The following is a 24,229-nucleotide window of genomic DNA, read 5'->3' as shown; positions in this document are numbered from 1 at the left end:
GATCGCGTGAGCTATCCGCCAGTACCCTCAAAGCCTATGAACGGCAGCTCCGGCTCTTCTATACCTGGACCCAGAATAAACCCTGGCACGACATTACCCACCGCGACATTGACCGCTACAAGCAATACCTGAAGAACCGGCCCAGCAAACGGGGGGGAGCGCTGGCTCCAACCACCATCAATCAGGCCCTGGCCACACTGAAGAGTTTCTTCAAATGGCTCACCGTCAAGGACTATATCACCCGCAATCCCACCCTCACCATTGAGTTTCTCAAAGAACCGGCTAAGCCCCCTCGGGATTTAGCGGAAACCCAGGTCAGTCAGCTGTTTGAGGCCCTGGCCTACCGGGGTGATTCTGAAGTGCGCGACCGGGCAATTCTCCAGGTGCTCAGCCATGGATTACGGGCCAGGGAAGTGTGCGGTCTGGATATCAGCGACTATGATGGACGGCGGTTGAGGGTGCGTGGGGCTAAGTGGGGCAGTGATGGCCTGGTGCCGTTAAAGCCGGAGGCGGTCGCCGTCTTGGATAGCTATCTGGGGTGGTTGGTACGCCATGGGTTCGTCGTCAGCCAGGAGACTCCCTTGTTTATTAGTTTGTCTAATAACAGTCGGGGGCAACGCCTGGGGTACAGCGGCATCTATGAGTTGGTCAAGGATTTAGCGCAAGCCAGTGAGTTAGACGACATTCACCCTCACCGTATGAGACACACCTTTGCCACGTCGCTCGTCGCTGCTGGCATGAACCCATTGTTGGCTAAGCGAGCGGTTCGCATTCGCTCTGACAAAATTTTTGCCAGGTACAGTGACCGAGCCTTGGATCTCAAAATGGAAGAGGCGTTTGAAGAGATTTATGGGGCGTCTGAAGAGTCATGATTTATTGATCTTTAGAACCTCACGTTGTGGACAGGCCTACAACATAAAACCCTATCTAGACAAGGCTTTCAAGCGCCATACTAGAGTTGTTAGGTATGTCCCTTGGAGTGTGGTGAGTGTGAGTAAGGAGCCAAAGGAAAAAATTGTAGAGCTGAAGCTACGAATTCCTATAAGCTTGCGCAGTGAGTTCAAATCTATGTGTGCTGCCAGGGATGAAAATATGAAAGATGTGCTGGTTGCTTCTATGCGGAAATATATAGAGCAGCACAAGTCAGACAAGAGTGAGTCTGTGCTTTGATTTTGAGTCTACTGGTTTCGCCCACCTTACGATTGCTCGTACTCTCTACCAAGAGATTGTCATACGAAGCGTAAAGGACAGAGAATGGACTAGTTTTGCGGCTTTCTCAACTTAAAGGAGGTACTGCCTTGGATGGACTCAGGGAATTGGTCGTTGATAATCCTTTGGTGGCCTTTACTACGTTGTTGTTGGTGAGCCTGACTCTGCCGCCTTTGTTTGAGCGGTTGCGGTTGCCCGGCTTAGTCGGCCTTTTGTTTGCCGGGGTGGTACTGGGACCCAGTGTTTTAGGACTACTCGACCCAGCGGGCGATATCGAAAAGCTCTTTGCCGATGTGGGCAAGGTTTATCTCATGTTTGTGGCCGCCTTGGAGATTGACCTGCAGGAATTTAGTCGCAACCGCGATCGCGCCATGAAATTTGGCTTCCTCACCTTTGCCATTCCCCTAATGGGGGGCATTTTGTTGGGGCGCTGGACGGGGTTTGGCTGGGTGGCGGCAGTGCTCATTGGCTCACTCATGTCCTCTCACACGCTGTTGGCATATCCCATCGTCATGCGACTGGGCGTCACCCGCGATGAGTCGGTTACCGTCACGGTCGGTGCGACGATTTTTACCGATATTGCGGCGTTACTAGTGCTGGCGGTGTGTGTCTCTCTACAGGGAGGTGACTTTTCGCCGTTCTCGTTGACCTTGCAAATGGTGGGGTTGGCAGTTTATGCCGCTGCTGTGCTCTTTGGCCTGAACTGGGCCGGGCGTCTGTACTTTCGCCGTACCGGCAGTGAACAGGGCAATCAATTTTTGTTCGTGCTGCTAGCGGTGTTTTTGGCGGCGGTCGGGGCGCAGATGATAAATGTCGACAAGGTCGTGGGCGCATTTCTCGCAGGCTTAGCGGTAAATGGCGTGGTGGGCGATGGCCCGGTTAAAGAAAAGGTGGAGTTTGTTGGCAGTGTCCTGTTCATTCCGTTCTTTTTTGTCTGCATGGGATTGCTGCTCAATGTGCCGATTTTTATCGAAGCGTTCACCGATCGCCTTGGGTTGACCGTTGGCATTGTGCTCGTACTGTTGTTGACCAAGTTATTGGCAGCGGCAATCGCGGGCCTCTGGTTTCGCTATAGCCCCATGCAAATCTTGACCATGTGGTCACTGTCTTTGCCCCAGGTGGCTGCCACATTGGCCGCTGCTTTAGTCGGGTTGCAGGTGGGGCTGATCACCGCTCCGGTCTTCAACGCGGTGATTGTGCTGATGTTGGTCACGTCCCTGGTGGGTTCGACAACAACTAGCCGATTTGCTAGCCAATTGCCCCTCCCCGTCGGACCGTTAGTCACCGATGGCACGGATGACTGGCTCGAACCGGCGGGGACACCATCGAAACCGTTTGTTGTGGTCGTCCCGTTGTCAAATCTTTCAACACAGCGTTATTTGATTGAGATGGCCGCCTTCATTGCCCAACATGAAAAAGGCTATGTGGTGCCGCTGGCGATTGCCCCCGCCCATGCACACATGGATGATCCGCAATTGCTGAACGATCTAACCTATCACCAGCAAATCCTGCAAACGGCCCAAGCCATCAGCGATGCCGTCGGCACCGAAGCCCGCCCGCAAATCCGCATCGACGACGATATTGCCGAGGGCATCAGCCGCACCGCCCGTGAGTATGATGCGCAACTCGTGGTGATGGGCCGCAGTCAGACCGAAGGGTTGCGGGCGCGCCTCTTAGGCAGCTTAATCGACAATGTGCTTTGGGCCTCTCACTGCCCGGTGGTGGTGACTCGGTTGAAAAAAACTCCGATTGAGCTAAAACGCATCTTGATTCCCGTCAAGATTATGACCCCGCAAACCATCCGCACAATCCGCTTTGGACAGGTGTTTGCGGCTACCCATGAGGCCTCCATTACGTTGCTGCACGTCAGCGATCTCATTCGTCCCGCCCAAGACATTCAACGTTTCAAAGGCCAACTGCGCGCGGTCATGGCCGAGGGAGACCAGGTCGAGTACGGCATCAAATGTGTCCGCCATGATGATCCGGCTGCCGTCATTTTGGCCGCGGCTCGCCATGTGGATCTCGTGATTTTGCGCTCGATGCGTCGCCGCACTGCAGGCGGTCTGGCCGTCAGCGATGTCACCCATCAGGTGATTGATACCCTTACCTGCTCCGTCGTCCTGTTTGGCGAACCGCATTCCTGAAAGTTCGCAGATCCCTATGGTGCACCGGAAGCGTCGTGATTTATGGAACACCGATTTAGATGCAAAACTATAGATATAAATTTCCCTAGGGGAGACTAGACCATATGCAAATTTGGGTAGATGCCGATGCATGTCCAAATGCCATTAAAGAAATTTTATATAGAGCCGCCAAACGCTTAGGGATTCGTCTGACCCTGGTGGCAAATGCACCCATGCAAATTCCAGCATCTCCCCATATTGATTCAGTTCTAGTCCGATCAGGTGCTGATGTGGCAGACAACCACATCACACAGCACATGGCACCCGTTGACTTAGTGATTACGGCAGATATCCCTTTAGCCGCAAACGTGATTGAGAATGGAGGTATTGCCCTCAACCCTAGGGGTGAATTTTATGATGCGGGCAATATCCGAGAGCGGCTATCGATGCGGAATTTTATGGAGACTCTGCGCAATAGCGGCGTGGAAACCGGGGGACCTCCACCGTTAAATCATCGAGACCGTGAAGCATTTGCTAACCAACTTGATCGATTTTTAACGAAATACATCCATTAACCCCTCATACCAAATCCAAATTTATTAAACTCGATTAAAAATAGACCATCCTGTAGGGGCACTCCCTTGTGGATGCCCTTCGATACCGGGTGCTATCAGTCAGGATTTCGTATTAGTATTGCGAAACCCAAAACAGTACTTGTGTTCTATTTTGGGTTATGCTAAAACAAGGCCAGTTGTTTCAGGCTAACTTGCTATGAACAAAGGTGAATTGATTGACGCGATCTCAACATCTACAGACCTACCTAAAAGTGTTATTGATACCGTTGTTTCCGCTACTGTTGACACGGTTGTCGATACTGTCGCCAATGGTGAGAAAGTAACGTTGGTCGGCTTTGGCAGTTTTGAGCCCCGGGACCGCAAAGCACGCGATGGACGTAACCCCAAAACAGGTGAAGTTATCAAGATTCCAGCAACGACTATTCCCGCATTTTCCGCAGGGAAGGCCTTTAAGGAGCGGGTAAAAAATCCATAGTCCCACCTTGACGTTTCTTTCAAATCAACATTGAGACCAAAAGATAGGTGCGTCAGTGGTGCACCTATCTTTTTGTTTTATTTACGTCCCCGCTGCAATCATTTGGATCGCTTTGGGCATGGCTGGGTCAAATCCACTAAAGTCCCAGGAGTCAGGATCCTGGGGATCCACTAGACTCACCTTGTAAGGAGCCAGTGTCACATAGATCGCCTTCGCCTGAGGATTTACCCGACGACGATAGTCCGCCAGACGCTGACTAGGATGGGCCTTACCTGCCCAACTTTCACAGTCAGTCCAAAAGCAAAACACATCAACGTGAACCCGATGACGAATAGCCCAATCGTAGGCTACAGCCGCATCCGTACCCCCAAAGTTTTGGTTAGACGCTTTCGCCAGGGCTGAACTAAAACTATCGCGAGCCGTAATTTTTAGATCGCAAAACTCCGTCGAAAAACCACGAATAATATAGTTTTGCTCAGCTTTAGCCGTAGCCAGTGCCAACGTAGTGGCAATCTCACAACAGGTTAAACCAACGGAACTAACCGTGTAATAGGACATGGAACCAGACACATCCACCGCATGCAGGAATGTCTTACCTGTCGGCTGAACAACATCAAAGGAACGCTCCAGGGCGGTTTCTAAAATGTCTAACACACGGGGAATAGGCTGCCATGTTTTCTGACTGCGGCCCAGCTTGCCACCAGACTGATAGGTCTTGAGCGCCTTGAGAATATCAATGGGGTGGATCCGGGCTTTGCGCAGATTCTTTTTACTCTGCAGTCGTTCTGCTAGATATCTCAAGTTCTTGCTTCTATTGAAGGTCAAGACACCTAAATGGGTGAGCGACCCTAAATTACGTAGGAGCGCCCCCATGGGCATATCCTTGAACAAGAGCTGCCAGGCCTCGCGATCCATGTTCCCCACAGGGGCAATCATTTCATGGGTCAACCGCCCTTGACGAATGGCTTCCAGGGTTAAGGATGGGTCACGCTTAACTCGCTCGTACCACCAAATTTGAGCCATCGCTTCACTAGGAGGTGCTTCTGGTAGGCTAGTCCATCCCTGGGTAGCCCACTGGTAAAGGGCCTGATGATCGGGTGTCTCAGGTTTTACGTGGAACAGACGCAACGCATCTCGGTGGGTGTAACCATGGCGCTGCTGATACTTCAATAACTGATAGGCCAAGGCCCTGGCATCAGGATTAGCCAACCAGGTTTTGCCACAGGCACGGATCAGCTTACCAAAGCCCCGTAGGCTGCGGGTGTAGTTAAGCCATTCATAGAAATGGCTGCCGGTTCGCACGACCTGCAAAAAGATCTCCTGAAATGCCCCCTTGGCAGCTGGGGTTTCTCCCATGGACAACAACACTAGGGCAAACAGAGGCGCACTGTTATTAATGGCATGGCCATCGCTGGCATAGAGAATCTCTTGTGCCGTGCGGGCCGAATCGATAACCACAGCTTGGGTGACGACATTGACAAACTCCTCAGTCAGCTCATGCTTATTGGCATAAAAGCTACCTTGGGCGGTGCCCAATAACAAACAACGACGTAGCTGTTGCCACAGGTCAATTTTGAACTGATATCCACCGGAACGACCCTGGATCATATCCGCCTGTCGACCAGGAATTGGCTGAGTTTGAGGTGTTCGATTTGCTTTAGTAAAAAAGGTGTAGTTTGCTTTCACTTATCGGCCCTCCTGGACAATCATCAAAATTAGACAAGGGAGTAGAGCAGGAGTTGCACCCGCATCTGAATTCAATGTGACAGGGGGGATTCGAACCCCCGACCTCCCGCTTAGAAGGCGATAACCCTAATTCGTCGACCCTTGCGGATAAGGCCCCTTACGAATAAGGGGGTTGAAAAAGGAATTTAGGCGCTCTATCCTCTGAGCTACTGTCACTTGGTGTCCATGGGCTAGGTTGGAACCCGTTTGCCCCTCGACATGTTTAGAATAGGCAAGCGATTTACCCCTAAGCGAATGCTGGTTCAAGCAGCTCAAAGGCTTAATTAATAGGCGTTTTACAATTGAGGGGTGCTGGTCAGTTAGGGGGGGACCTCAACTTTGCCCAAAATCAGTTATGGTCCGGTGGCCAAACAGCGCACATTAACACTGCTCATGGCCCTGGTGGACTATGGCAATGATGAACTGGAGGTGGATGACGTGGCGCTGGAGCGGCTGCGATCGCAACTCAATCTTCACTGGACCACAGACCGACAGCTGATCGTTCGCACCAAAATCCGTAATCTTGAAACGCTCACCCATCTATCAGATAGCAATCAGGCCCTAACAAAAGCTCAAATTAAAACCGCCCTTCACCATCTGGAAAACCATCTAGAGCTGTTAGAGGATAATCGCACCAGCCGTCGGGGTTCAGAGGTGTGGCACTTTACGTTAACGTTGTGGCACCACCGTCGCGATCGCACCGCCCTACTCAACACCTTTGATCACACCTGGGAACAGCGTCGCTCTGTTCCCTCAGAAGGCCAAGCTGAAAAACCAGCAGAACACGACATCTGGCAGCAATATTGTCAGCAAGCCCTGGCGGCTACCGTTCAAACGGGACTGACCTCTAATCTGCTTAAGCCTACTGACACCGGAGTTGACCCAACCAAGCTACACATCCCGCTGGCTTTAGTGGATCACACCTTAGAACAATCTACAAAGCAACCATCAGATATTGAAACCATCAACACAGCTGAATTGCTGACTTATCTTCAAAACAGCACGATTCAAACTCTGGCCATTGTGGGAGAACCGGGGTCAGGTAAAACCACACTCTTACAACAGCTGGCACAGCAGATTCTACAGCAAACCTCTGATTTAGCCATTTTGATTCCCCTGGCTCGTTTAGGAACCACACTGATTGAAGACTATGTCTTAAAAGACTGGCTTAAACTTGCCCTAAACCAGCGAGCAGTGACCCCTGAGCAACAAAACGCCCTTGCTGAACACATTGAACAGGGCCATGGTTGGCTGCTGCTGGATGCTGTAGATGAAATGGACCAACGTGGCAGTTTAGCCATTACTCAACTCGCCAATCAACTACAGGGTTGGCTGAGTAATGGGCGTATTATCGTCACTTGTCGCCTCAACCTTTGGGATGCAGGCAAAAATACCTTGGGTCATTGGCCCACTTACCGACTGCTGGGTTATGAAAAGTATCGGCAGCAAATCCAACACTTTATTCGTCAGTGGTTTTCCCACCAGCCTGAACAAGGAAAAGCCCTGTGTCAAAAACTCTCACTTCCAGAAAACAAGCGTCTTCGCCACAATCTCCGTAATCCCCTACGTCTGGCCTTACTTTGCCGGTTAGGAAATAGCGGACACCTTCCCAACACACAACACCAGCTCTACCAGCAGTTTGTTACGGCTCTTTATGACTGGCAGCAGGACACCTCACCCACGACGCTGCTAGAACAGCATCAAATCAATACGGTGCTATCAAAACTCGCCGTTGTCACCCTCAAAGCCTCGACCACCCAGCTGAATCTCCCGCTGGTCACTCAACACCTGCAAGCCGAAGAACTCCCCTGGTTTGAACGGGCAATGCAACTAGGTTGGCTAATGCCCCTGGCAACGTCCACAGGTGAAAAAGTCTACGGCTTTCTGCATGGTACATTTCGTGATTATTTTGCAGCCCAGGCTATCGAAGAGTGGCAATATTTTACGACCCCAAAGGACGCTCAATTACCCATGGTGTTACCAAACTGGCAACCCGTGATTCTTCTCTGGTTAGGTCGTAGTGATATCGAAAACGCTGACAAGACGGCGCTAATTAATGCCTTACTTGACTTCCAAGATAACTGTGGTGGATTCTTTGAGCATCGCACCTGGCTACTTGCCGGTAGAGCCTTGGGAGAATATTCTGAGTTTCCCAAAGCCCATGGCATCATTCAACAACTGATAACATGGCGTTTTAACTTAACACGCAAGATATCACCCATCTTGATCGAAGCGGCTAAAGCGGCCTTAGCTGAGTCTGATCTGAGTCAGGTGACCCAGGTGCTTACCCAGTTCGCGCAAGACCCCAACCAGGATTTTTTTGATCGATGGATGGCCGCCTACAGCCTAGGGCGCAGCTACGATCCACAGAGTCAGGTCGCCGTCGAAACCCTTGAAGCGTTATTACCTACCGCACGTAGTGACTATCTCAAAATGGATATGGCCCGTCATTTGGGCACGCTATCCCCAGGCCATGGTTTAGCCATTGAAACACTAGAAGAGATTATTCATAGGAGTCAACAACCTATTGCAAAACGAAAAGCGGCCCTACGATTGGCAAAGGTTGCTCCCCATCATCCCTTACCTGTAGCAACTTTAGAAGACTTACTAGCCCATAATCCTCAAGATAAACCGACATTAGACGCGCTGGTCAACCTTAACCCCAACCATCCCGTCCCCATAAACAGAGAGTCATCCTCCCAATCTCCTAGACGCTTACAACACCGAAGCGGCAAGAAACAGCAGTACCAGCCTGATATTGCTAAACAAATTGACAGTCTGGTGACTCGGATAGAAAAGGGCGATCGCAATCGCCTCCGACTAGCCCAAAAGCTGAGCCAGCTGCAAGCCGGACATCCTATTGCCATAAATACACTATGGCAATACCTGATCACTAGTGAGAATAAAACGCAACGTAAACAAGCTGGCAACGCATTACAACGTGCGGCTACTGATGCTCAGTTACCCCAACTCGTCTCAAAACTACGCCTCATATACGAACAAGCCACCATAGCCGAAAACAAAGATCAACAATTAGCCTTCTTCAAATTACTCTGGACTTGGTCAGATACCTTAGGTTATCTAGACTTTCTTGCAGCTTGGCAGGGCACTGAAACTGAGTTGTGAACTAGTGCATTCAGGTGCAGACGTCTGCACCTTCGGATACTATTAACCAGGATTTCGTAGACTATGACAAAATACGTTCAATCGCATCCCTCAGGGCACTTAATCGTTGCAGTTGTAGATCGCTAAGAACTAACGCATCCAACTCTTCAACAGCATGGTTCAGGTTATCTAGCATGCGATCAGCTTTGGTAATCTTGCTAACTGTCTTCTTGCCATTGTTAGCTTTACGTTGTTTTTCGTGGGTACTGATCGCTTTTCTTAGTTGAGAAAATGACACCTCATGCACTGCAATGATGTCTTCTTCAAGGGGCAACTTACCCGCAAGCAACCCCGTTAACGCAACAGGTTCGGGCAAGCGGTAAACCTGTTCTAGCTTGGATACGCCCAGTTCCAGAACACCAGCAATACTATCGGCATAGGAATCTAAAAAGGACTCAACAATATCTTTGTTGACCTGTTTCCCTAAGGATTTAAGATGTTGTTCTAGTTCAGTAGATAATGCCTTGCCATCACGAATGGACTCGGCAATTTGCAAGAACTCTTTTAAGCCACGAGTCACCCGCCGATAGGCCCACACCTGGCGTGTGGTAATAGGCGTGCCATTGGGTCGACGCACTTCACCACCTTTAATAAAAGCAGTGAGATTATCATAATCTTTCTCCTTATAGAGATGCTTCTCTTCAATTACATCTAAGCGACTACCAATGGCATAGGCATATATGGTGCTTTGGGCCTGGGCTGTTTGGAGAGCCTGATCAATCTGACCTTGATAGGTTTCAATTTCATGCAACAGCGTATTCAAGGGCTGAGCATTATTGGCCTGACAAATATCGAGTGCCCGTAACCAATTTTCACGATCGGCCAGGTCCACACGTTCTAAGTTGACAACTTCATCTGTCGTCTTACGTTTGGGGACAACCGCTAATTTGCGAGGTACGGGGGCTTTCTCAGCAACAGTCGCTACCCTGGAAAAACTTTTTTTAGCCAACGGTCTCTACCTCCAGAAGATTAGACGAACTACGTAGGGATTCTAAATACTCTGCGATCGCAACAAACGGTTTACGATGTTCTTCTTTCACAGAGCTGTACGAATAAAGAGACTCCCCTTGAGCCGATAGCTCTGAGTACACGGTTAAATCTCGAATGGGAGGAGAGGTCCAAGACTCTTCTGTTTGATGGGGCAAATGGGTACGCACATCCCAATCGATAATTTGCTGGTGGATGCTCTTATGCAAACTGGTGGACTTCATGCGGTTCGGAACCAATGTGGAAACTCGCAAATCAGGATTCGCCCGATCAGCAATCTGACTCACCATTTGCAATAGTTCTGGAATATTCTTCAGAGCAAAGTACTCAGTTTGCACTGGCACTAACACCTCATCACAGGCAACTAAAGCATTTTTGGTAAATAAACCTTCCCCTTTAGGAGTATCTAGCAGCACGTAATCGTAGTTCTCATAAATACTATTAAACTGAGCCAAGGCATCCCTTAGACGACTCTCACTGGATAAGCCTTTTTCGATTTCAGTTTGATATCCACCTAAATCCATCCCTGGAGTAAGCAGGTGACACCACCCCTGCACGTCGATAATGCCCTGAGCCATCAGATCAGCCTGATCTCGCTTGGGAGCATAGAGGATTTGACCAATATCAGGGGATGAAGCGTCGCGTTCAACGCCCATAGCGGAGGACAGATCCCCCTGATGGTCTAAATCAATGCATAAAACTTTTTTGCCCAGATGGGCTAGGGTGGCAGCTAGACAGAACGTAATAGTGGTTTTGCCAACGCCTCCTTTAATTGCTGCGATCGCGATAATCATTGTCCCAATCCACAATTGCACAACTGTACACCGGACAGGATACATCAGTATTGCAATTTTGAACCATAAAATTGTGAATTAGTGCAATTAAGTGCAGACGTCTGCACTTACAAGAAAAATATGGCAGTGGATACAACACTGAAGACCCTATGGTGTGGACGGTTTTGATCTCACACCATAGGATCGCAGATCTGGCAGCGGCACGGCAGAAAGCTATCCTACTTCAACCTGAGTAGGGCGAAGACATCCAGCCATAATGCTATGTACGATGCCTACTCTATAACCGTTCGCTCAACGATCAAATTAGGCATATCATTCATGGTGCAATCCTTACTTTGCAAGGGTTATAGCTTTGTTTGCCCGCCGTTCAATTCAGTTCGACGAGTGTTCGAATATGAAGCCTTTGAACGGTATGGATACCGATTTACCTGCGAGGGTAAGGATAATACCGAATTTATCTGGAGCGTAGAAAAACTTTAAATAGGGTGTCAGAAATCTAGCCACTCATTGGCTGAAACCAGTTCAAAACAAGGCCTAAAGGGTGTCAGAAAACTCAGCGGAAACGCTTTAGAATAGGGTGTCAGAAAACTGAGGGCTAATAGGCTCAAACACTTATTGCATAAGCACTAGAAGGTGTCAGAAAATTAAAATTCGTAAGTTCGGCATCTTTACCCAACCCTGTAATATCAAAAACCACTTGCCTTGATTTCTGCCCCCCGATTAAAAGTCAGCCCATAATGGGGCTATTCTCAATAATCAATACCTTTGTACTTATTAGTCCACACAATGCTCGAATCTGGTCAGGTAGTCCCCATTAAATTTAAGGATCGCGACTTCAGGGTTGTGATCATCGATCCAGACGGACTTGGCCCCGACCGACCCACCATTGGTGTGGGCTATCGCACCATGAGTCGCCATACCAATGTACCGGCCCAAACCTTTGCTGATAGGGTGTCAGAAATCGAAGGGGTGAACTACCTCAAGCTCCCATCTGGCAAGCAGTTTAGGGTGTCAGAAATCAAAGCAAATGACGGCAATACCTACCGGGTAATCGAAGCATCTGACTGGGTAGAATTGGTCAGCGACTGGGCAAAGAATCCTGGAAAGCTGCGGGCAAAGGCAAAAAATGGACTGATCGACTTTTTGGCCTGGTTTGCAGCTGAAGGTCTATATGCTGAGGCCTACACATTTCTCAAGCAAACGTACACCCGCGAGGATAGTGAACGGATTCAGCAATGGCTAGTGGCTCGGCAGGCAGGTAAGCCAGCCAGAAAGGATTGGGCCTACGCCGTCGCCGAACAAGGGGGAAACAGTCCCTACAAATTTGGTAAGTGGACTAACTATGTCTATCGTGGCCTATTTGGTATGGATGCCAGCGAGATCAAACAAATCTGGGAAGCGCCTGTCTCGGGTTCGCGGCACATTGCTCGCAACTATATTCCTGAGACGCTGGGATTGGAGATGGTTGAGTATTGCGAAAAGCTAGTGGCTATTTTTGAACTCGACGATTTGGAGCAGGCCCATGATGAAGCTATTCGCATGACCCAGATGAAATTTAGACAGCGATTAGACTCTGAAAGATTAGGCGACTGAAAGCAGCACTTACGTTAAAAGCTTTGCAGACCGAGCATCTTAAAATAAGACAAGCAAATCCGTATCGGCTCACCTATAGGCCAAAGGGCCAGAATTACTCGAAAGTTTTGTCTCAATAAGACAGCATTATCCGTATCGACTCACCTGTTAGCAGGGCTGTCTTAACGGCTTGTCTCAATCGCTAAAATTCTCCGTATTCGATCACTTCACCGTCTTGGTAACGATAGTGATTGGAACCGCTAGGGCTAGAGCAAATGTAAGTTTGTCTTAATTTTTAAGACAGTCTTATCCGTATATAGTCACTGCTTTATCTACCGAAAACCTATATTCCTTGTAAGTCAAGGTTTACAGCCAACCTTCGTCAGCTTTACGGACTGTATTCAGCCCTAAAGCCAGAAAAATTATAAGACATGTCTCTCTGTATTAAATCACTTGTGTCTCCTCAGCAGGTTGAAAAGCTTTTAGTGGCATCACATTGCTTCTGGAAAGTCAGGGTTTTTTAGAGAACAGGTGAGATCGCTATCCACCATAGTCAACATCCTTGAGCAGCTACAACAACTAGATTGGGGACCACAACGCATAGGTCAAGAGCTACAAGCATGCTTCTCAGTATCCTCACTAGCCCATCTCACGACTGAACAAAGACAACAGTGGTTATCTTATTTGAGAGCGCACCCTGATACAGAATAAAGGGATGGATGGATTGCGATCGCAAAGCCTAAAAGGTCTTGAATCACCGCGCGCGATCCGTCCAAAGTCCAAAGAGTTTGGATCGACCACTGTACATATAGTAAATTCGACTGCCTAAGTTCTTCAAAAATCATTCTATAAATGAGAACTGAACAACTCTCTCTCTGCCCTCTATTCCAAGACCTTCTGGCTTGGAAAAAGCTTTTACACTTAGCGTATAATTTCCTAATACAGGTTGAACTCCATTATTACTGTAAAGGAAATAAGGACGTGTGTTCTCAGTTCTTGTCTGTTGGCCATCGTTAAGATTCAAAACCACACTACCAACGTATTTCGGATCAGCTATTGCCCTTAGGTTAATCATAGATGGCATATCATTAATGCTGAGCACATCACCATTTTCTATTGACTGGATATCTGCTTGAGTTTGAGCATCTACAAGTGCTAAGCCCATAATAGCCAGGGCAGGTGTTGGCTCTGAATCTGTTGATTCCCACTGCCAGCTCCCTGGAGGGTTCTGGACCCAGGCTGGCAGATCATCGTTGGCTCGTACATAAAGCAAATTAGTAGGAACACGAATATCCCACGGTTCACCAACCAGAATTTCACCCTGTGGTGCCCCCGTACGTTCTTTAATTTCATCGACAATCGATACATAGAGGGGACTGGTAATTTGTGGTGGTTCTCCTTGTCCGTCCCACAATTTACCCGTATCTAGATAATGTTGTAACGCTGTTTCAAACCCTGGGCGTACAGAAATCACGACCCGAGCTGCACCTGCCTTTAAAAACTCACGAAATTGCGGATCTGGATTGTCGGTTGTAAACCGATCTTCCCAGGTATTGGTACGGCTCCAGAAGTATGGGTAAAACACATATTGCATTTGTTCCCATTCAAACACCTGCTCAAAGAATCGGATCAAACTTCCTTCTTCCCGCGCTTCATCAAAATCAAAAATAGGTGGAGCACCATCCATTACCGCATTGATAAATTCATAACGGCTACCGGTGACAATAGATATGGCATGTTTCTTTAGTTCATTGCGCTCCGTTATGCGATTGAGAGACGGTGGAGCCCCAAAACTTCTTTCTTCTTCCGCTGCAGCCTGCGCCAAGGCTTGCTCCGCTCTGATAGCAGCTACCTTCTCCTCATATTCCAATACCCGTCGCTCATAGGCCTGTTGAATCTTTTGGAATGTTTTTAATTTCCATTGTTCATAAGCTTCAGGTCTGCGTTTGCAGACTATTGTGACATCGACTACAAAAGTCCTAGTTTCAAAAACAAGTGCTCCTACTGATAGCTGTGTACTTTCTGGGTAGGCTAAAGAGCTGTTACTTAAATCAAATTTTATTGGAAATGGTGGAAAAACTTTATCCGTTGTCTCAACTTGTCTAGCTGTAGCGCCAACAATAACTGTAATTTCTACTTCGTCATCTGTTGTACCACTGGCCGCATATTCTGCTCTTACAGGTCCATAATCTTTTGGTATTGAAAGCTTTGCCGTTTTAGCAAACCGAGGTCTACCACCTTCATCTCCACCCTGGTTTTCAAAGATTGTAGAAGTTAAAATGTAAGGATCAGGTGGGGGATCAATTTCGGTAGCTCCATATTTAGCTGCTTCAGAGCCATAATTGGCCTCAGTAATTTGCGTATGAGAGGTTAGCGTAAACCTAGGAGGGGGATCTGGTAACTCTAGCTCACTGTCTGGTTGATTACGGAGATAGTGTAAATAAGAGGCTGGTTCCGGAATCATGAAGTCATACATCATGCGGATGCCATAGTCAAAGACTTGAGCTTCGTAAATTTTGTCTACAAACTGATAGACCCCACGAATATGTTCCGCCCCACTATTGGTTAAGGAATGGGTATTTTTCTCCTCAACTTCTCGCAATATTCGCCGTGTTCTTTCTTCACGAATATGCTCAACTATCTTCTCAAGCGAACGCTCAACAATATTTTGGGCATAGCTGGTTGAGTTGCTATTGGTTTCCTCAACTGATTGACTGGTCTCTAACTCGAAATTGGTAGAAAACTCAACATATGGGCCATATTTACCCGATAGATTGACGCCGAAATTTACATTCTGATCCTGTTGAATAGTTCGAGAAGCCTCTCGATTTAACTCAAATCGCTGGGAGGTTTCGAGTTCATTCTGCTCTTCACGTGTTGTTTCAAAGACGTTGGAGAATGTTTCCTCAACCAGTTGAAGTTCACGCTGTTCTCTTGATTTTGCCTCACCAGATAAAATATTTTCAATATGTGCGACTTCCGTAGGCTCATAGCGCTTAATTTGTTGCTTAACGACAAGAAGATTACCGACTCCAGAAGGACGAATATCTCTCTGGGTGCTGCCAAGTTCTGCATGACGAATTACGCGAGCAATCTGCGGTTGAGCATTAGGATCTACAGTGGTAGATGAGATCGCAGACGACTCTTGCTGAAGCGTCGTATATATATCCATCACGATGGCATGAATGGGCGTATTTTCTGGATCAATCTGTTGTGATTCAAGCACCGCCCGTGTCTCAGTCGATAAACTGTTGACGACAGTCTCCTTTAGCGCAAAAACATTTGTCCCTTCAGTGTTTACTTCAGCTGATTCTGGCTGTATCAGGTTCTGGTTGCGATCGCATCTCATTAATTCTTGATAAGCGTTATAAAGCTGAGATTTTCGATCAATCGTCGTATCTTCTGATTGAGTAGTGACAGCAGTTACAGTCGGTTCCGATGAAGCTGCTTTTCGTAAGCTGACAACTGACGTTAAGGCATCCTCTGGAATAATAATGGACATGCGCAAAAATCTATCCCAGGATAGCTGTATATCTTCTTCAGCCGCAGTCTGGACAATAAGATAGTAAGCGCGATAAATGTTTTGTAAGATACTCAGATTTGGCAATGAATTAGTAGTAAACATCCTTGCCAAAAGCGTGTCAGATAAACGCACCCTATCTTGTTGAAACGCGGCATCGTTTGCTAGTTCAGAGATATCCGCTATTTCCAACAAGCCTATAAGCGTCACAATAAACAAATCTGTAGAAGGCTCATCCGCGTCTGAGGTGGTGGCTATCGAATTTTGAATAGCTGTGCCATGCTGAAGTTGCTCAGGGGAACGAACAAACAGCCCACTTTCAGAATTATTAGCAATATAAGTATCGGCAATGGATTGCCTCTCAGTGACCGTTGTAGCACTTTGCATCTGCGTAAAGAAATTCGTCGACGCTACCAACGGAATAAATTGATTTTCGGCCAGACTAATAGGTGGACGCAGCTGAACAAACCGAAACAGGTCATTTGGTGAGCTTTCAGGTCTCATAAGTAGGCCTCCAGCTAAATTATTGAAAATTATTGAAGTTTAAAGCACACTTGAACAAGTAACAGCCACTGCACACATAACTGTTATTTCAGAGAATTCGTCTCAGGCATAGGGTCTTAGAGATATCATATCTCGTGAAAATTGATGTTAGTAACTTACATGTTACAAATTATATTCTTGTTAGTTATTAGTAAAGCCTCACTTTGACGGTTTTGTAGCATTTTTAATACCTGACGGCATTTTGCGCAGCATTACTTAATCGGAGAAAAAACAAAGAGTTGGCTTCTCGGAACTTAATGATCAACAAAAAAATAAGAACAGTTATCATACTAAGAACAGCTGGCATAAGATACCGACAATGCTAGAAAGCATTAAAAATAGAGCGGAACTGACTTTATTTGAACCAGAACCGTAAGCGCTGTAAAGGAGTGTTTCACATGCCTGGAATTGAGCTCCATGCTGACTTTGACCGTGATGGAGGACTCACGGGAAACCCGCGTGAGCGAACTGCCCGCCAGAACTGGCCAGGTGCCATTGTGGTTCCGAATCTTGACCGCGATCAGCGTCGCTTACCTGCAGCTGTCTCCAGCAGCTCAATTCCACGGGCCGATTACAGCTTAGCTACCGCCAACAGTGGTGATGATGAACTAGTCCCCCTGCAAATTAAAGTGACAGCTGGTGCGCTTGGTCCCAACGAGAGTCTTCATATCCGTTGTCCTGGTGTTATGCATACCCGTATTCGCCTCTCCGACAGTACAGGTCAGATCATTCCCCAGCGGCTAGGAGAGCCTGAGGTGTTTGAACTGCCTCCCATCCCCACTAATGGTCGCTTAAACCTTACACTCCAAGTTCGGACAATTGCAGGGGCCAGTTTTGGGCGATTATCTAATCTCGAGCTCGCCTATCGAGCAGATGCCCGTGAGGAGACTCGCTTCGAACTCATACTATTTCGAGTTGATAACCTTGGCAGAGTCCATGAGGAAGATCGCGGTCGTTTCTCAGTTGCCCCCTTTATCTTGGATGATCGACAGGCACCAGCGGTACGGCTCTACATGGTCAACACCGATGCCAATCATCCGTCATTTGTTGATGTTCAGAATGCTACACGGGCGGCGGCGGTCCCGATGGTCCAGGTACCACCTGAGATTAGCAATGGTGATACCTGGTTACAGGACCAGTATCAGCACAGTTTTTTACAAGGGCCAAATCACTTTCGACAGCTCATCCTACATCTTCCTCGTCTACGTCATGAAAATACGAACGCAACAGTAACTGACAACCTGGAAGATTTTGTCAACAGCCATTTTCGTTCACGCAATATTGGACTTTACAACGATCTTTGGGAGCGGATTATCGTCGTTAATACCACCAATGGAAATGTCCTTAGGATTGACTTTCGCGCAGTTACCGATTGGGCTAAGCGAGTACTGAGAATTCTAGGCGTGGCGGAACGACTTAATCACTTTGGGAAATTAATAGACACCACCTGGCAAGAAATTAATGTGATGGCTTGGGTTGATACCCTCAGCAGACTTAGATCGGAGCTTGCTAGATTAAATCAAACCCTCGACCGGGCCATTGATGAAGCGAGACCAGAACGGGCAGAACTGATCAGGGGGTTGAAGAAAGCAGCAGAGAGTCTTGTAGACGAGGTAACTACTGAATTTACTGTCGTTCGCGGCGGTAGTGGTAGAGGCTTAGGCCTTCGATCTGAGATTGCTGGACAGACCGCGACAATAGACCGCGACACTGCGGAACGCCTCTTTGATCGGGCCAATCAGATGAATAGCTCAGCGAACTATGGCGGGAATGTTGAGTCGACACCGCCCGTTCCTGGTGCTCCGCTTGGCAAGATAATCATTGGTAATTTCATCTTTGGTGACGGCAGTGAATTTGTCGATCCCGATCTACTGCGCGTACTCGCCAAACAGAAAAAACAACCCATTGTTGAGATTAATACGGCGTGGCTGCGGGTTGGTCACATAGACGAGATGATGGCTGTTGTACCACACGGACGGTCCGACTTTTCTGTTCTGCACGCCTCATCACGGGCAGCAATGGCCCTTCTACAGCGAGCTGAAACCCGTTATCGGGCTGGGCTCCCTGCCAATCATCCTGATACTTTCCGTAACCGCCCCTCCGGTGTACTTTCACGGTTGATGAATGAAGGCAGTTCTCCGGTCACGCGGCTTTTTCGCGGTAAAGCCTGGCTACACAACCATCCTCCTGCCCAGCGTGGTCAGATACCCGAATCCCACGAACCACCTGCTACTTACATTAAATTAGCCGAAGAGTTGAGTGCTGGAAATGGGTTTAATATACACCGAATTGGCTATGTCCCAGGGGAAGGGCCGCCACGTCGTTATCCGGCTGACATCACCCCCTTTGAGATTATTTGGGCAGAGCGTGATGCCCGCAACAACAGTACCAATGACTTTATTGACAGCGAATTTCTACAGCCAAGCCGTGTCCATTTACAACGAGAGTTAGGGGTGCCTATTTATCCTATTCCTGTTCTCTGGGATAGGGTAGATGATATCAATCGCTTTCAGGAAGCATTTTGGCAACAGCCCACGACCGCATATTCGCCGGATATTGCAAATATGCAAGTCCTAAACAATCATCTGCTGGTTCCCAAGCCCTACGGCCCACGTATGCGACCCAGGGATGCCATGGCAGTGGTTCAAGCAGCGATGCAAGACGTTGGGGTGCCAGGTACCATCCGTGCCCAGGTCGGCCATCGACTGATCAGGCAACATCGTATGACACGCGCCCATTACTGGATTGAAAAAGTGTCTCCCGCTTACCTGTTCAGTCCTATTGGCTCCATTCGAGCGTCCTATGGTGGCTTAATGGATCAACAAGATGTGATTGATGCTTTTAAGGATAGTTTCCCCGGTGCCTCAGACCGTGAAATTCAACGCCGATTGATTCTCCCCAACAGGCGTCATTTTGACGCACGTGGTATTTTACGCCGCGATCATACGCGGCTCTTGGTGAATGATGGTATGGTCGACCTGTTTGAGTTGTTTACAGCCGCGATCGCAGCTCATTTAGGGGTCACTATTCATTTTGTAGATAGTTGGTATTATCACATCCGCGAGGGCCAAATTCATTGCGGCACCAATGTTTTGCGTCGGCCTCGAAGGAGAGCCGGATTACCTAATGTTTGGGATATACCTGATGTGGAGTTTCGTGGCCAAATCTTGATCTTTGAGGATGACGAAGTTTAGATAGTGGCTCAAGGATAAAGATGATGGTTGGGGTCTCTTGCGTCCCATCTAGGAAATAGGTCTGAGGAGATTCCAACCTAAGACAGGCGAGATTGCGATCGCTTATCCCATCAATGTTGTGCTAGAACAGCTCCGTGCTTGGGAGGTTATGAAGTAACTTTTGTCTTCATAACAATTACCAAGGTGTCTCCCAATGCTGAGGCTTACTCAATCGTTCCAACAGGGGAATCTCCTGTAGCCGGATCTCAGGCAAAATTGCTCCTTGTAAATTTGCCTCACGTAAGTTGGTGCGTGTCAGCTTGGCCTGACTGAGATCAGCATTTTGCAAATCAGCCCCATAGAGATTGGCCCCACGTAGATCTGCCTGCTGTAAATTTGCTTGCTGTAAATTTGCACCAGCCAGTATGGCTCCTTTTAAGCTGGCTGAAGATAGATCAATCTGGGACTGAAGCGTTCCCGTGAGCACTGCTTCACAGAGGTTAGCATGCTGCAAATTGGCCTGTTTGAGATTGGCCCCACTTAAATTGGCAACAATCAAAGTGGTCCTGCGTAAATTCGCACCACTCAGATTGGCCATGACTAGAAAGGCACCACTCAGATTGGCATTTTCCAGAATAGTATGGGACAAATCAGCCCGGATTAAATTAATACCGCTGAGTTTTGCTCCAGCCAAATTTACTCCACTCAGATTAACTTTGCTGAAATCTCGTTCTCCAGCCGCGTATCGTTCTAATAGCTCTTCGCGATCCATGGAATTCTCCTCGGTGCTGCGATACTTGAGCTTTAACCCAGGTGCCTGGGAGCATTGAATTTGATAGCGATAAGACTTGTAAGGTTTCCCCCTTAAGTATATTTACTCTAACGTAAAATCTAAATGGAGATTCTAAACCGTCAACAAAGTCAACACCACATTAGAGGGTTGGCACAATGGCTCGTATTCTTCATCGCAAACTATTTCCCCAGGATTGGGTCACAGGTACGATAGCCATCCTACTGGTGGGGACAACAGGTACCTATTTTGTTCTGTCTCAGGCACAAGAGCAGAAATTGGCGCAGGATACCCAGGTCGAAATTCTGCCTGTTAAAGCAGTGACTGCCCTGGGACGGCTGGAACCTCAAGGGGAGGTGATTAAGCTTTCGGTAGCGAATGCTCAGGATAGTCGTGTGAACCAGCTCTTTGTTGAAGAAGGAGATTGGGTAGAGGCTGGCAAGGTAATTGCCGTTTTGCAAGGACTGGATAAAAAACAGGCCGAATTAACAGAGGCACAACAGAATGTGGTCATCTATCAGGCCAGACAAGCCCAAATTGAGACTGGGGATGCCAAGATAGCAGACATCGCCGCCCAACAAGCCGTGATTAATCAGCTCAAAGCCCAGCTCCGTACTGAAACCATTGAACGACAGGCTGAAATTACCAGTGCTGAAGCTGAACTCAGACACGCGAAACAAACCTATCAGCGGTATCACCAGCTCCATCAATCAGGGGCTGTTGAAACGATCGCATTGGATGAACGACAGGAGACTTTCGAAACGACTCAAGCAGCCTTAAGTGAAGCTGAGGCCCATTTAGAAAATACGGTATCCACTCTGCAAGAACGGATTCGGCATGAGCAGGCCTTATTGGCCAAACTTGAGGAAGTTCGTCCGGTTGACTTGCACGTAGCCCAGGCAGAAGTGGAGCATGCGATCGCACAGGTCCATCGCATCAAAGCTGAACTGGAAGACTACTATGTACGGGTACCGGTGGCAGGCCAAATTCTGAAAATCAACACCCGTGTGGGGGAGCAGGTCAATACCAGCCAGGGCATTGTGGAACTGGGGCGCACCGCTCAGATGTATGCGATCGCAGAAGTCTATGAAACCGATGTGGGTCTGGTACAGCCAGGACAGCGAGCTGCCGTGATTAGCGAACATGGTGGTTTTAACGGCGAAATCCGAGGCACGGTTGACCATGTGGGCATGCAAATCAAAAAACAAGATGTGATCGATGCTGATCCGGCGGCAGATAAAGATGCGCGGGTGGTTGAAGTGAAGGTGCGGATTGATCCGGAAGATAACGATAAGGTGGCAGGTCTGACCAATCTGCAGGTACGCATCACAATCAATGTAGAACGCTGAGAGGTGGGCTGATGAAGTCCCCTGCTTTCCAGAAATTGTTCAAGCATTTACGTCAGGAACCGCCCCTAGGCTGGGCGCAGCTGAGCCATCAAAAAGTACGCTTATTGGTTGCTCTAACGGGAGTGGCCTTTGCCGATATTTTGATTTTCACCATGCTGGGCTTTCAGAGCATGTTGTTTGAGGGCTCCACCTTTGTCCACAAAAATCTGCGGGCCGATCTGGTGTTGCTGAGCCAGCGTACAGAGGCCTTGTACTTCGGGCAAACATTCTCTCGACGTCACCTATATCAGGCCAATGCCGTTGAAGGGGTGGCCTCTGCTAAGCCGTTCTATTTTGGTGGGGGTGCGTGGATAAATCCCTGGGATGGCGAAAGCACTGATGTGATGGTGCTCGCATTTGATCCTGCCCATCCTGTCTTGGATTTACCCGAAGTTGATCAGCAGCTCGACAAGATTAAACTGCCCAATGTAATCTTGCTTGATCGAAAAACTCAGCCCAAAGTTGGCCCTGTTGCGGAGACCCTGGATCAAGGCAAATCGGTAACCACCGAACTCTCAGGGCATCGCATTAAGGTGGAAGGATTGTTTACTCTGGGGAGTAGCATTTTTACTGAGGGGCATTTAATTACCAGCGATTCCAACTATTTACGCTTTACTGGCCCAGATAGTTTGGAAACGGTCAATGTAGGGGCATTAATTCTGGAACCTGATGCCGATCTTGAAACTGTTCGACAAGCCCTTGATACCCGTTTACCAAAGGAGGTTAAAGTACTTACCCCTGAAGAATTTATTCAAATTGAGGTCGGCTTCTGGGCGAGTCAACCCTCAGGGGTTATCTTCAATTTTGGAGCGGTTATGGGCCTGGTGGTTGGCATTGTGATTGTTAATCAGGTGTTGTACTCCGACGTTAACGACCATTTGCCAGAATATGCCACCCTTAAAGCCATGGGTTACTCTGATCGAAGACTGTTGATGGTAGTCTTTCAAGAAGCGGCGATTCTAGCGATATTAGGTTTTTTGCCTGGTTATGGGGTTTCGTTAGGGATGTATCAGCTACTGGCTTATTTAACGAAGATTCCCCTTGGCATGCGATTGGGGGTGACATTGCAAGTGTTTACGGCCACGGTGGCAATGTGCATGATTTCAGCAGCCATTGCCATGCGAAAACTGCAGTCTGCGGATCCGGCAGATGTCTTTTAGGAGGAACCATGTTTTCTCAACCTGTTGTTACCGTTCGTCATCTCAACCATGCCTTTGGCAAGGGCGAATTACGCAAGCCGGTTTTGTTTGATGTTGATTTAGATATCTGTGCAGGGGAAATTGTCCTGTTAACTGGCCCGTCTGGCAGTGGCAAAACCACGCTGCTGACCTTGATTGCGGGGCTACGGTCTGTACAGGAAGGCAGTGTTAATATCCTGGGGCAAGAGTTACTTGGGGCGAGTAAACAGCAGCTGGTGCAGGTGCGTAACCAGATTGGATTTATTTTTCAGTCTCATAATTTGTTGGCTTGTTTGACGGCACAGCAGAATGTGGGCATGTCACTGCGGCTACATGACAATCTGTTGCTTGAGGACCGGATTGATCGTGCTCAGGCAATTCTGGAGGCAGTTGGTATGGGCGATCGGGTTAGCTACTATCCAGATAGTTTGTCGGGGGGGCAGAAACAGCGGGTTGCGATCGCACGAGCCCTGGTCAGCGAACCGAAAATTGTCCTTGCCGATGAACCCACCGCTGCTCTCGATAGTAAGTCTGGCCGTGATGTGGTCGACATTATGCAGCGTTTAGCCAAACAACAAGGCGGCACAATTTTGCTCGTCACCCACGACACCCGCATTCTCGACATTGCCGATCGCATTGTCCATATGGAAGACGGTCGCCTGGCCCATGATACGGCGCTAGTCAGCAGTGAGTGATTTCCTCACAAGTTCCTCATGCTTTATTTTCATACTGAAGGGATAAGAACGCCAACTTGAGCTGAACCATATGAACAACTTAAATCGGAACAACCTTAATCGAAAGAAGTCCTGGCTTGGCTTTTTGGGATTTCTAGGATTTCTGGGATTTCTAGGATTTGTTCAAGATATTCCGGCATTTCTATTTTATTTTTCGTTCTTTTCTTTTTTTAGTGCTTTTCGCTATGTGAGAGAAGAGCTAAAGTATCTTAGCCTGCTAGGAGTGGTTGGATTTATCGTGGCAATATTGGGTGTTCTGGGGATTATTCCAGTCTGAT

Annotated in this window: 16 protein-coding genes and 1 tRNA gene; 11 read left to right on the top strand and 6 right to left on the bottom strand. The window is 48.1% G+C overall.

What is annotated here, in order from left to right; translation table 11 throughout:
• The 4 genes from SPB21_RS33825 to SPB21_RS33810 form a co-directional block, all read left to right on the top strand.
• Window positions 1-872 (top strand): tyrosine-type recombinase/integrase (locus tag SPB21_RS33825; RefSeq protein ID WP_499869455.1); only part of this gene is annotated, 872 nt, incomplete at its 5' end.
• Between the two features lie 426 nt (window positions 873-1,298).
• Window positions 1,299-3,353: a cation:proton antiporter domain-containing protein gene (locus tag SPB21_RS33820; RefSeq protein WP_499869454.1), complete on the top strand. Its 2,055-nt coding sequence runs from the start codon at window positions 1,299-1,301 to the stop codon at window positions 3,351-3,353.
• 104 nt (window positions 3,354-3,457) lie between these two features.
• Entirely contained in the window at window positions 3,458-3,907 is a 450-nt protein-coding gene (locus SPB21_RS33815) for a YaiI/YqxD family protein (protein ID WP_499869452.1), read from the top strand.
• A gap of 196 nt (window positions 3,908-4,103) precedes the next feature.
• Window positions 4,104-4,382, top strand: a complete 279-nt coding sequence (locus SPB21_RS33810) for an HU family DNA-binding protein (protein WP_163663104.1) — start codon at window positions 4,104-4,106, stop codon at window positions 4,380-4,382.
• 81 nt (window positions 4,383-4,463) lie between these two features.
• On the opposite strand, the gene SPB21_RS33805 is transcribed toward SPB21_RS33810, so the two are convergent.
• Window positions 4,464-6,068, bottom strand: coding sequence for a TROVE domain-containing protein (locus SPB21_RS33805; protein WP_499869451.1), 1,605 nt, complete (start codon window positions 6,066-6,068; stop codon window positions 4,464-4,466).
• A gap of 75 nt (window positions 6,069-6,143) precedes the next feature.
• Window positions 6,144-6,284, bottom strand: a tRNA-OTHER gene (locus SPB21_RS33800).
• 162 nt (window positions 6,285-6,446) lie between these two features.
• On the opposite strand from SPB21_RS33800, the gene SPB21_RS33795 reads away from it, so the two are divergent.
• A complete protein-coding gene (locus tag SPB21_RS33795; protein WP_499869450.1) occupies window positions 6,447-9,233 on the top strand; it encodes an NACHT domain-containing protein in 2,787 nt (928 codons plus the stop codon).
• A 61-nt stretch (window positions 9,234-9,294) separates the two neighbouring features.
• Here the strand turns inward: SPB21_RS33795 and SPB21_RS33790 are convergent, their stop codons facing one another.
• Both SPB21_RS33790 and SPB21_RS33785 read right to left on the bottom strand, forming a co-directional pair.
• Window positions 9,295-10,221: a hypothetical protein gene (locus SPB21_RS33790; protein WP_499869448.1), complete on the bottom strand. Its 927-nt coding sequence runs from the start codon at window positions 10,219-10,221 to the stop codon at window positions 9,295-9,297.
• The gene (locus tag SPB21_RS33785) at window positions 10,214-11,074 is read right to left on the bottom strand and encodes a ParA family protein (protein WP_499057886.1); all 861 of its coding nucleotides are present in this window, start codon (window positions 11,072-11,074) and stop codon (window positions 10,214-10,216) included. The genes SPB21_RS33790 and SPB21_RS33785 overlap by 8 nt, the downstream gene beginning before the upstream one ends.
• A gap of 765 nt (window positions 11,075-11,839) precedes the next feature.
• Here SPB21_RS33785 and SPB21_RS33780 point away from each other — a divergent pair.
• The gene (locus tag SPB21_RS33780) at window positions 11,840-12,646 is read left to right on the top strand and encodes a hypothetical protein (RefSeq protein ID WP_163663119.1); all 807 of its coding nucleotides are present in this window, start codon (window positions 11,840-11,842) and stop codon (window positions 12,644-12,646) included.
• A gap of 820 nt (window positions 12,647-13,466) precedes the next feature.
• Here the strand turns inward: SPB21_RS33780 and SPB21_RS33775 are convergent.
• Entirely contained in the window at window positions 13,467-16,649 is a 3,183-nt protein-coding gene (locus SPB21_RS33775; RefSeq protein WP_499869446.1) for a hypothetical protein, read from the bottom strand.
• Window positions 16,650-17,086: 437 nt separating this feature from the next.
• Between SPB21_RS33775 and SPB21_RS33770 the strand changes: the two genes are divergently transcribed.
• Complete coding sequence (locus SPB21_RS33770) at window positions 17,087-19,882, top strand: protein-arginine deiminase family protein (RefSeq protein WP_499869445.1); 2,796 nt, start codon at window positions 17,087-17,089, stop codon at window positions 19,880-19,882.
• Between the two features lie 175 nt (window positions 19,883-20,057).
• On the opposite strand, the gene SPB21_RS33765 is transcribed toward SPB21_RS33770, so the two are convergent.
• Window positions 20,058-20,633 carry a pentapeptide repeat-containing protein gene (locus SPB21_RS33765; protein ID WP_499869444.1) on the bottom strand — a complete coding sequence of 192 codons (576 nt, stop codon included), beginning with the start codon at window positions 20,631-20,633 and terminating at the stop codon, window positions 20,058-20,060.
• A gap of 176 nt (window positions 20,634-20,809) precedes the next feature.
• Here SPB21_RS33765 and SPB21_RS33760 point away from each other — a divergent pair, with 176 nt between their 5' ends.
• The 4 genes from SPB21_RS33760 to SPB21_RS33745 all read left to right on the top strand — a co-directional run bounded on the left by SPB21_RS33760 (window position 20,810) and on the right by SPB21_RS33745 (window position 24,228).
• Window positions 20,810-22,000, top strand: a complete 1,191-nt coding sequence (locus tag SPB21_RS33760; protein WP_499869442.1) for an HlyD family secretion protein — start codon at window positions 20,810-20,812, stop codon at window positions 21,998-22,000.
• Window positions 22,001-22,011: 11 nt separating this feature from the next.
• The gene (devC, locus tag SPB21_RS33755) at window positions 22,012-23,199 is read left to right on the top strand and encodes an ABC transporter permease DevC (protein ID WP_499869440.1); all 1,188 of its coding nucleotides are present in this window, start codon (window positions 22,012-22,014) and stop codon (window positions 23,197-23,199) included.
• Between the two features lie 8 nt (window positions 23,200-23,207).
• Window positions 23,208-23,912 carry a DevA family ABC transporter ATP-binding protein gene (locus SPB21_RS33750; protein WP_163669275.1) on the top strand — a complete coding sequence of 235 codons (705 nt, stop codon included), beginning with the start codon at window positions 23,208-23,210 and terminating at the stop codon, window positions 23,910-23,912.
• Window positions 23,913-23,982: 70 nt separating this feature from the next.
• Window positions 23,983-24,228 (top strand): DUF3796 domain-containing protein, encoded by a 246-nt coding sequence (locus SPB21_RS33745; protein WP_163669273.1) that lies wholly within the window; start codon window positions 23,983-23,985, stop codon window positions 24,226-24,228.
• Window position 24,229 lies beyond the last annotated feature (1 nt).

Origin of the sequence: Leptothoe sp. ISB3NOV94-8A (assembly GCF_043421595.1) — a bacterium.
In the GTDB taxonomy this organism is placed as follows: domain Bacteria; phylum Cyanobacteriota; class Cyanobacteriia; order Phormidesmidales; family Phormidesmidaceae; genus Leptothoe; species Leptothoe turfae.
This window is presented reverse-complemented; position numbering and strand designations above follow the sequence as displayed.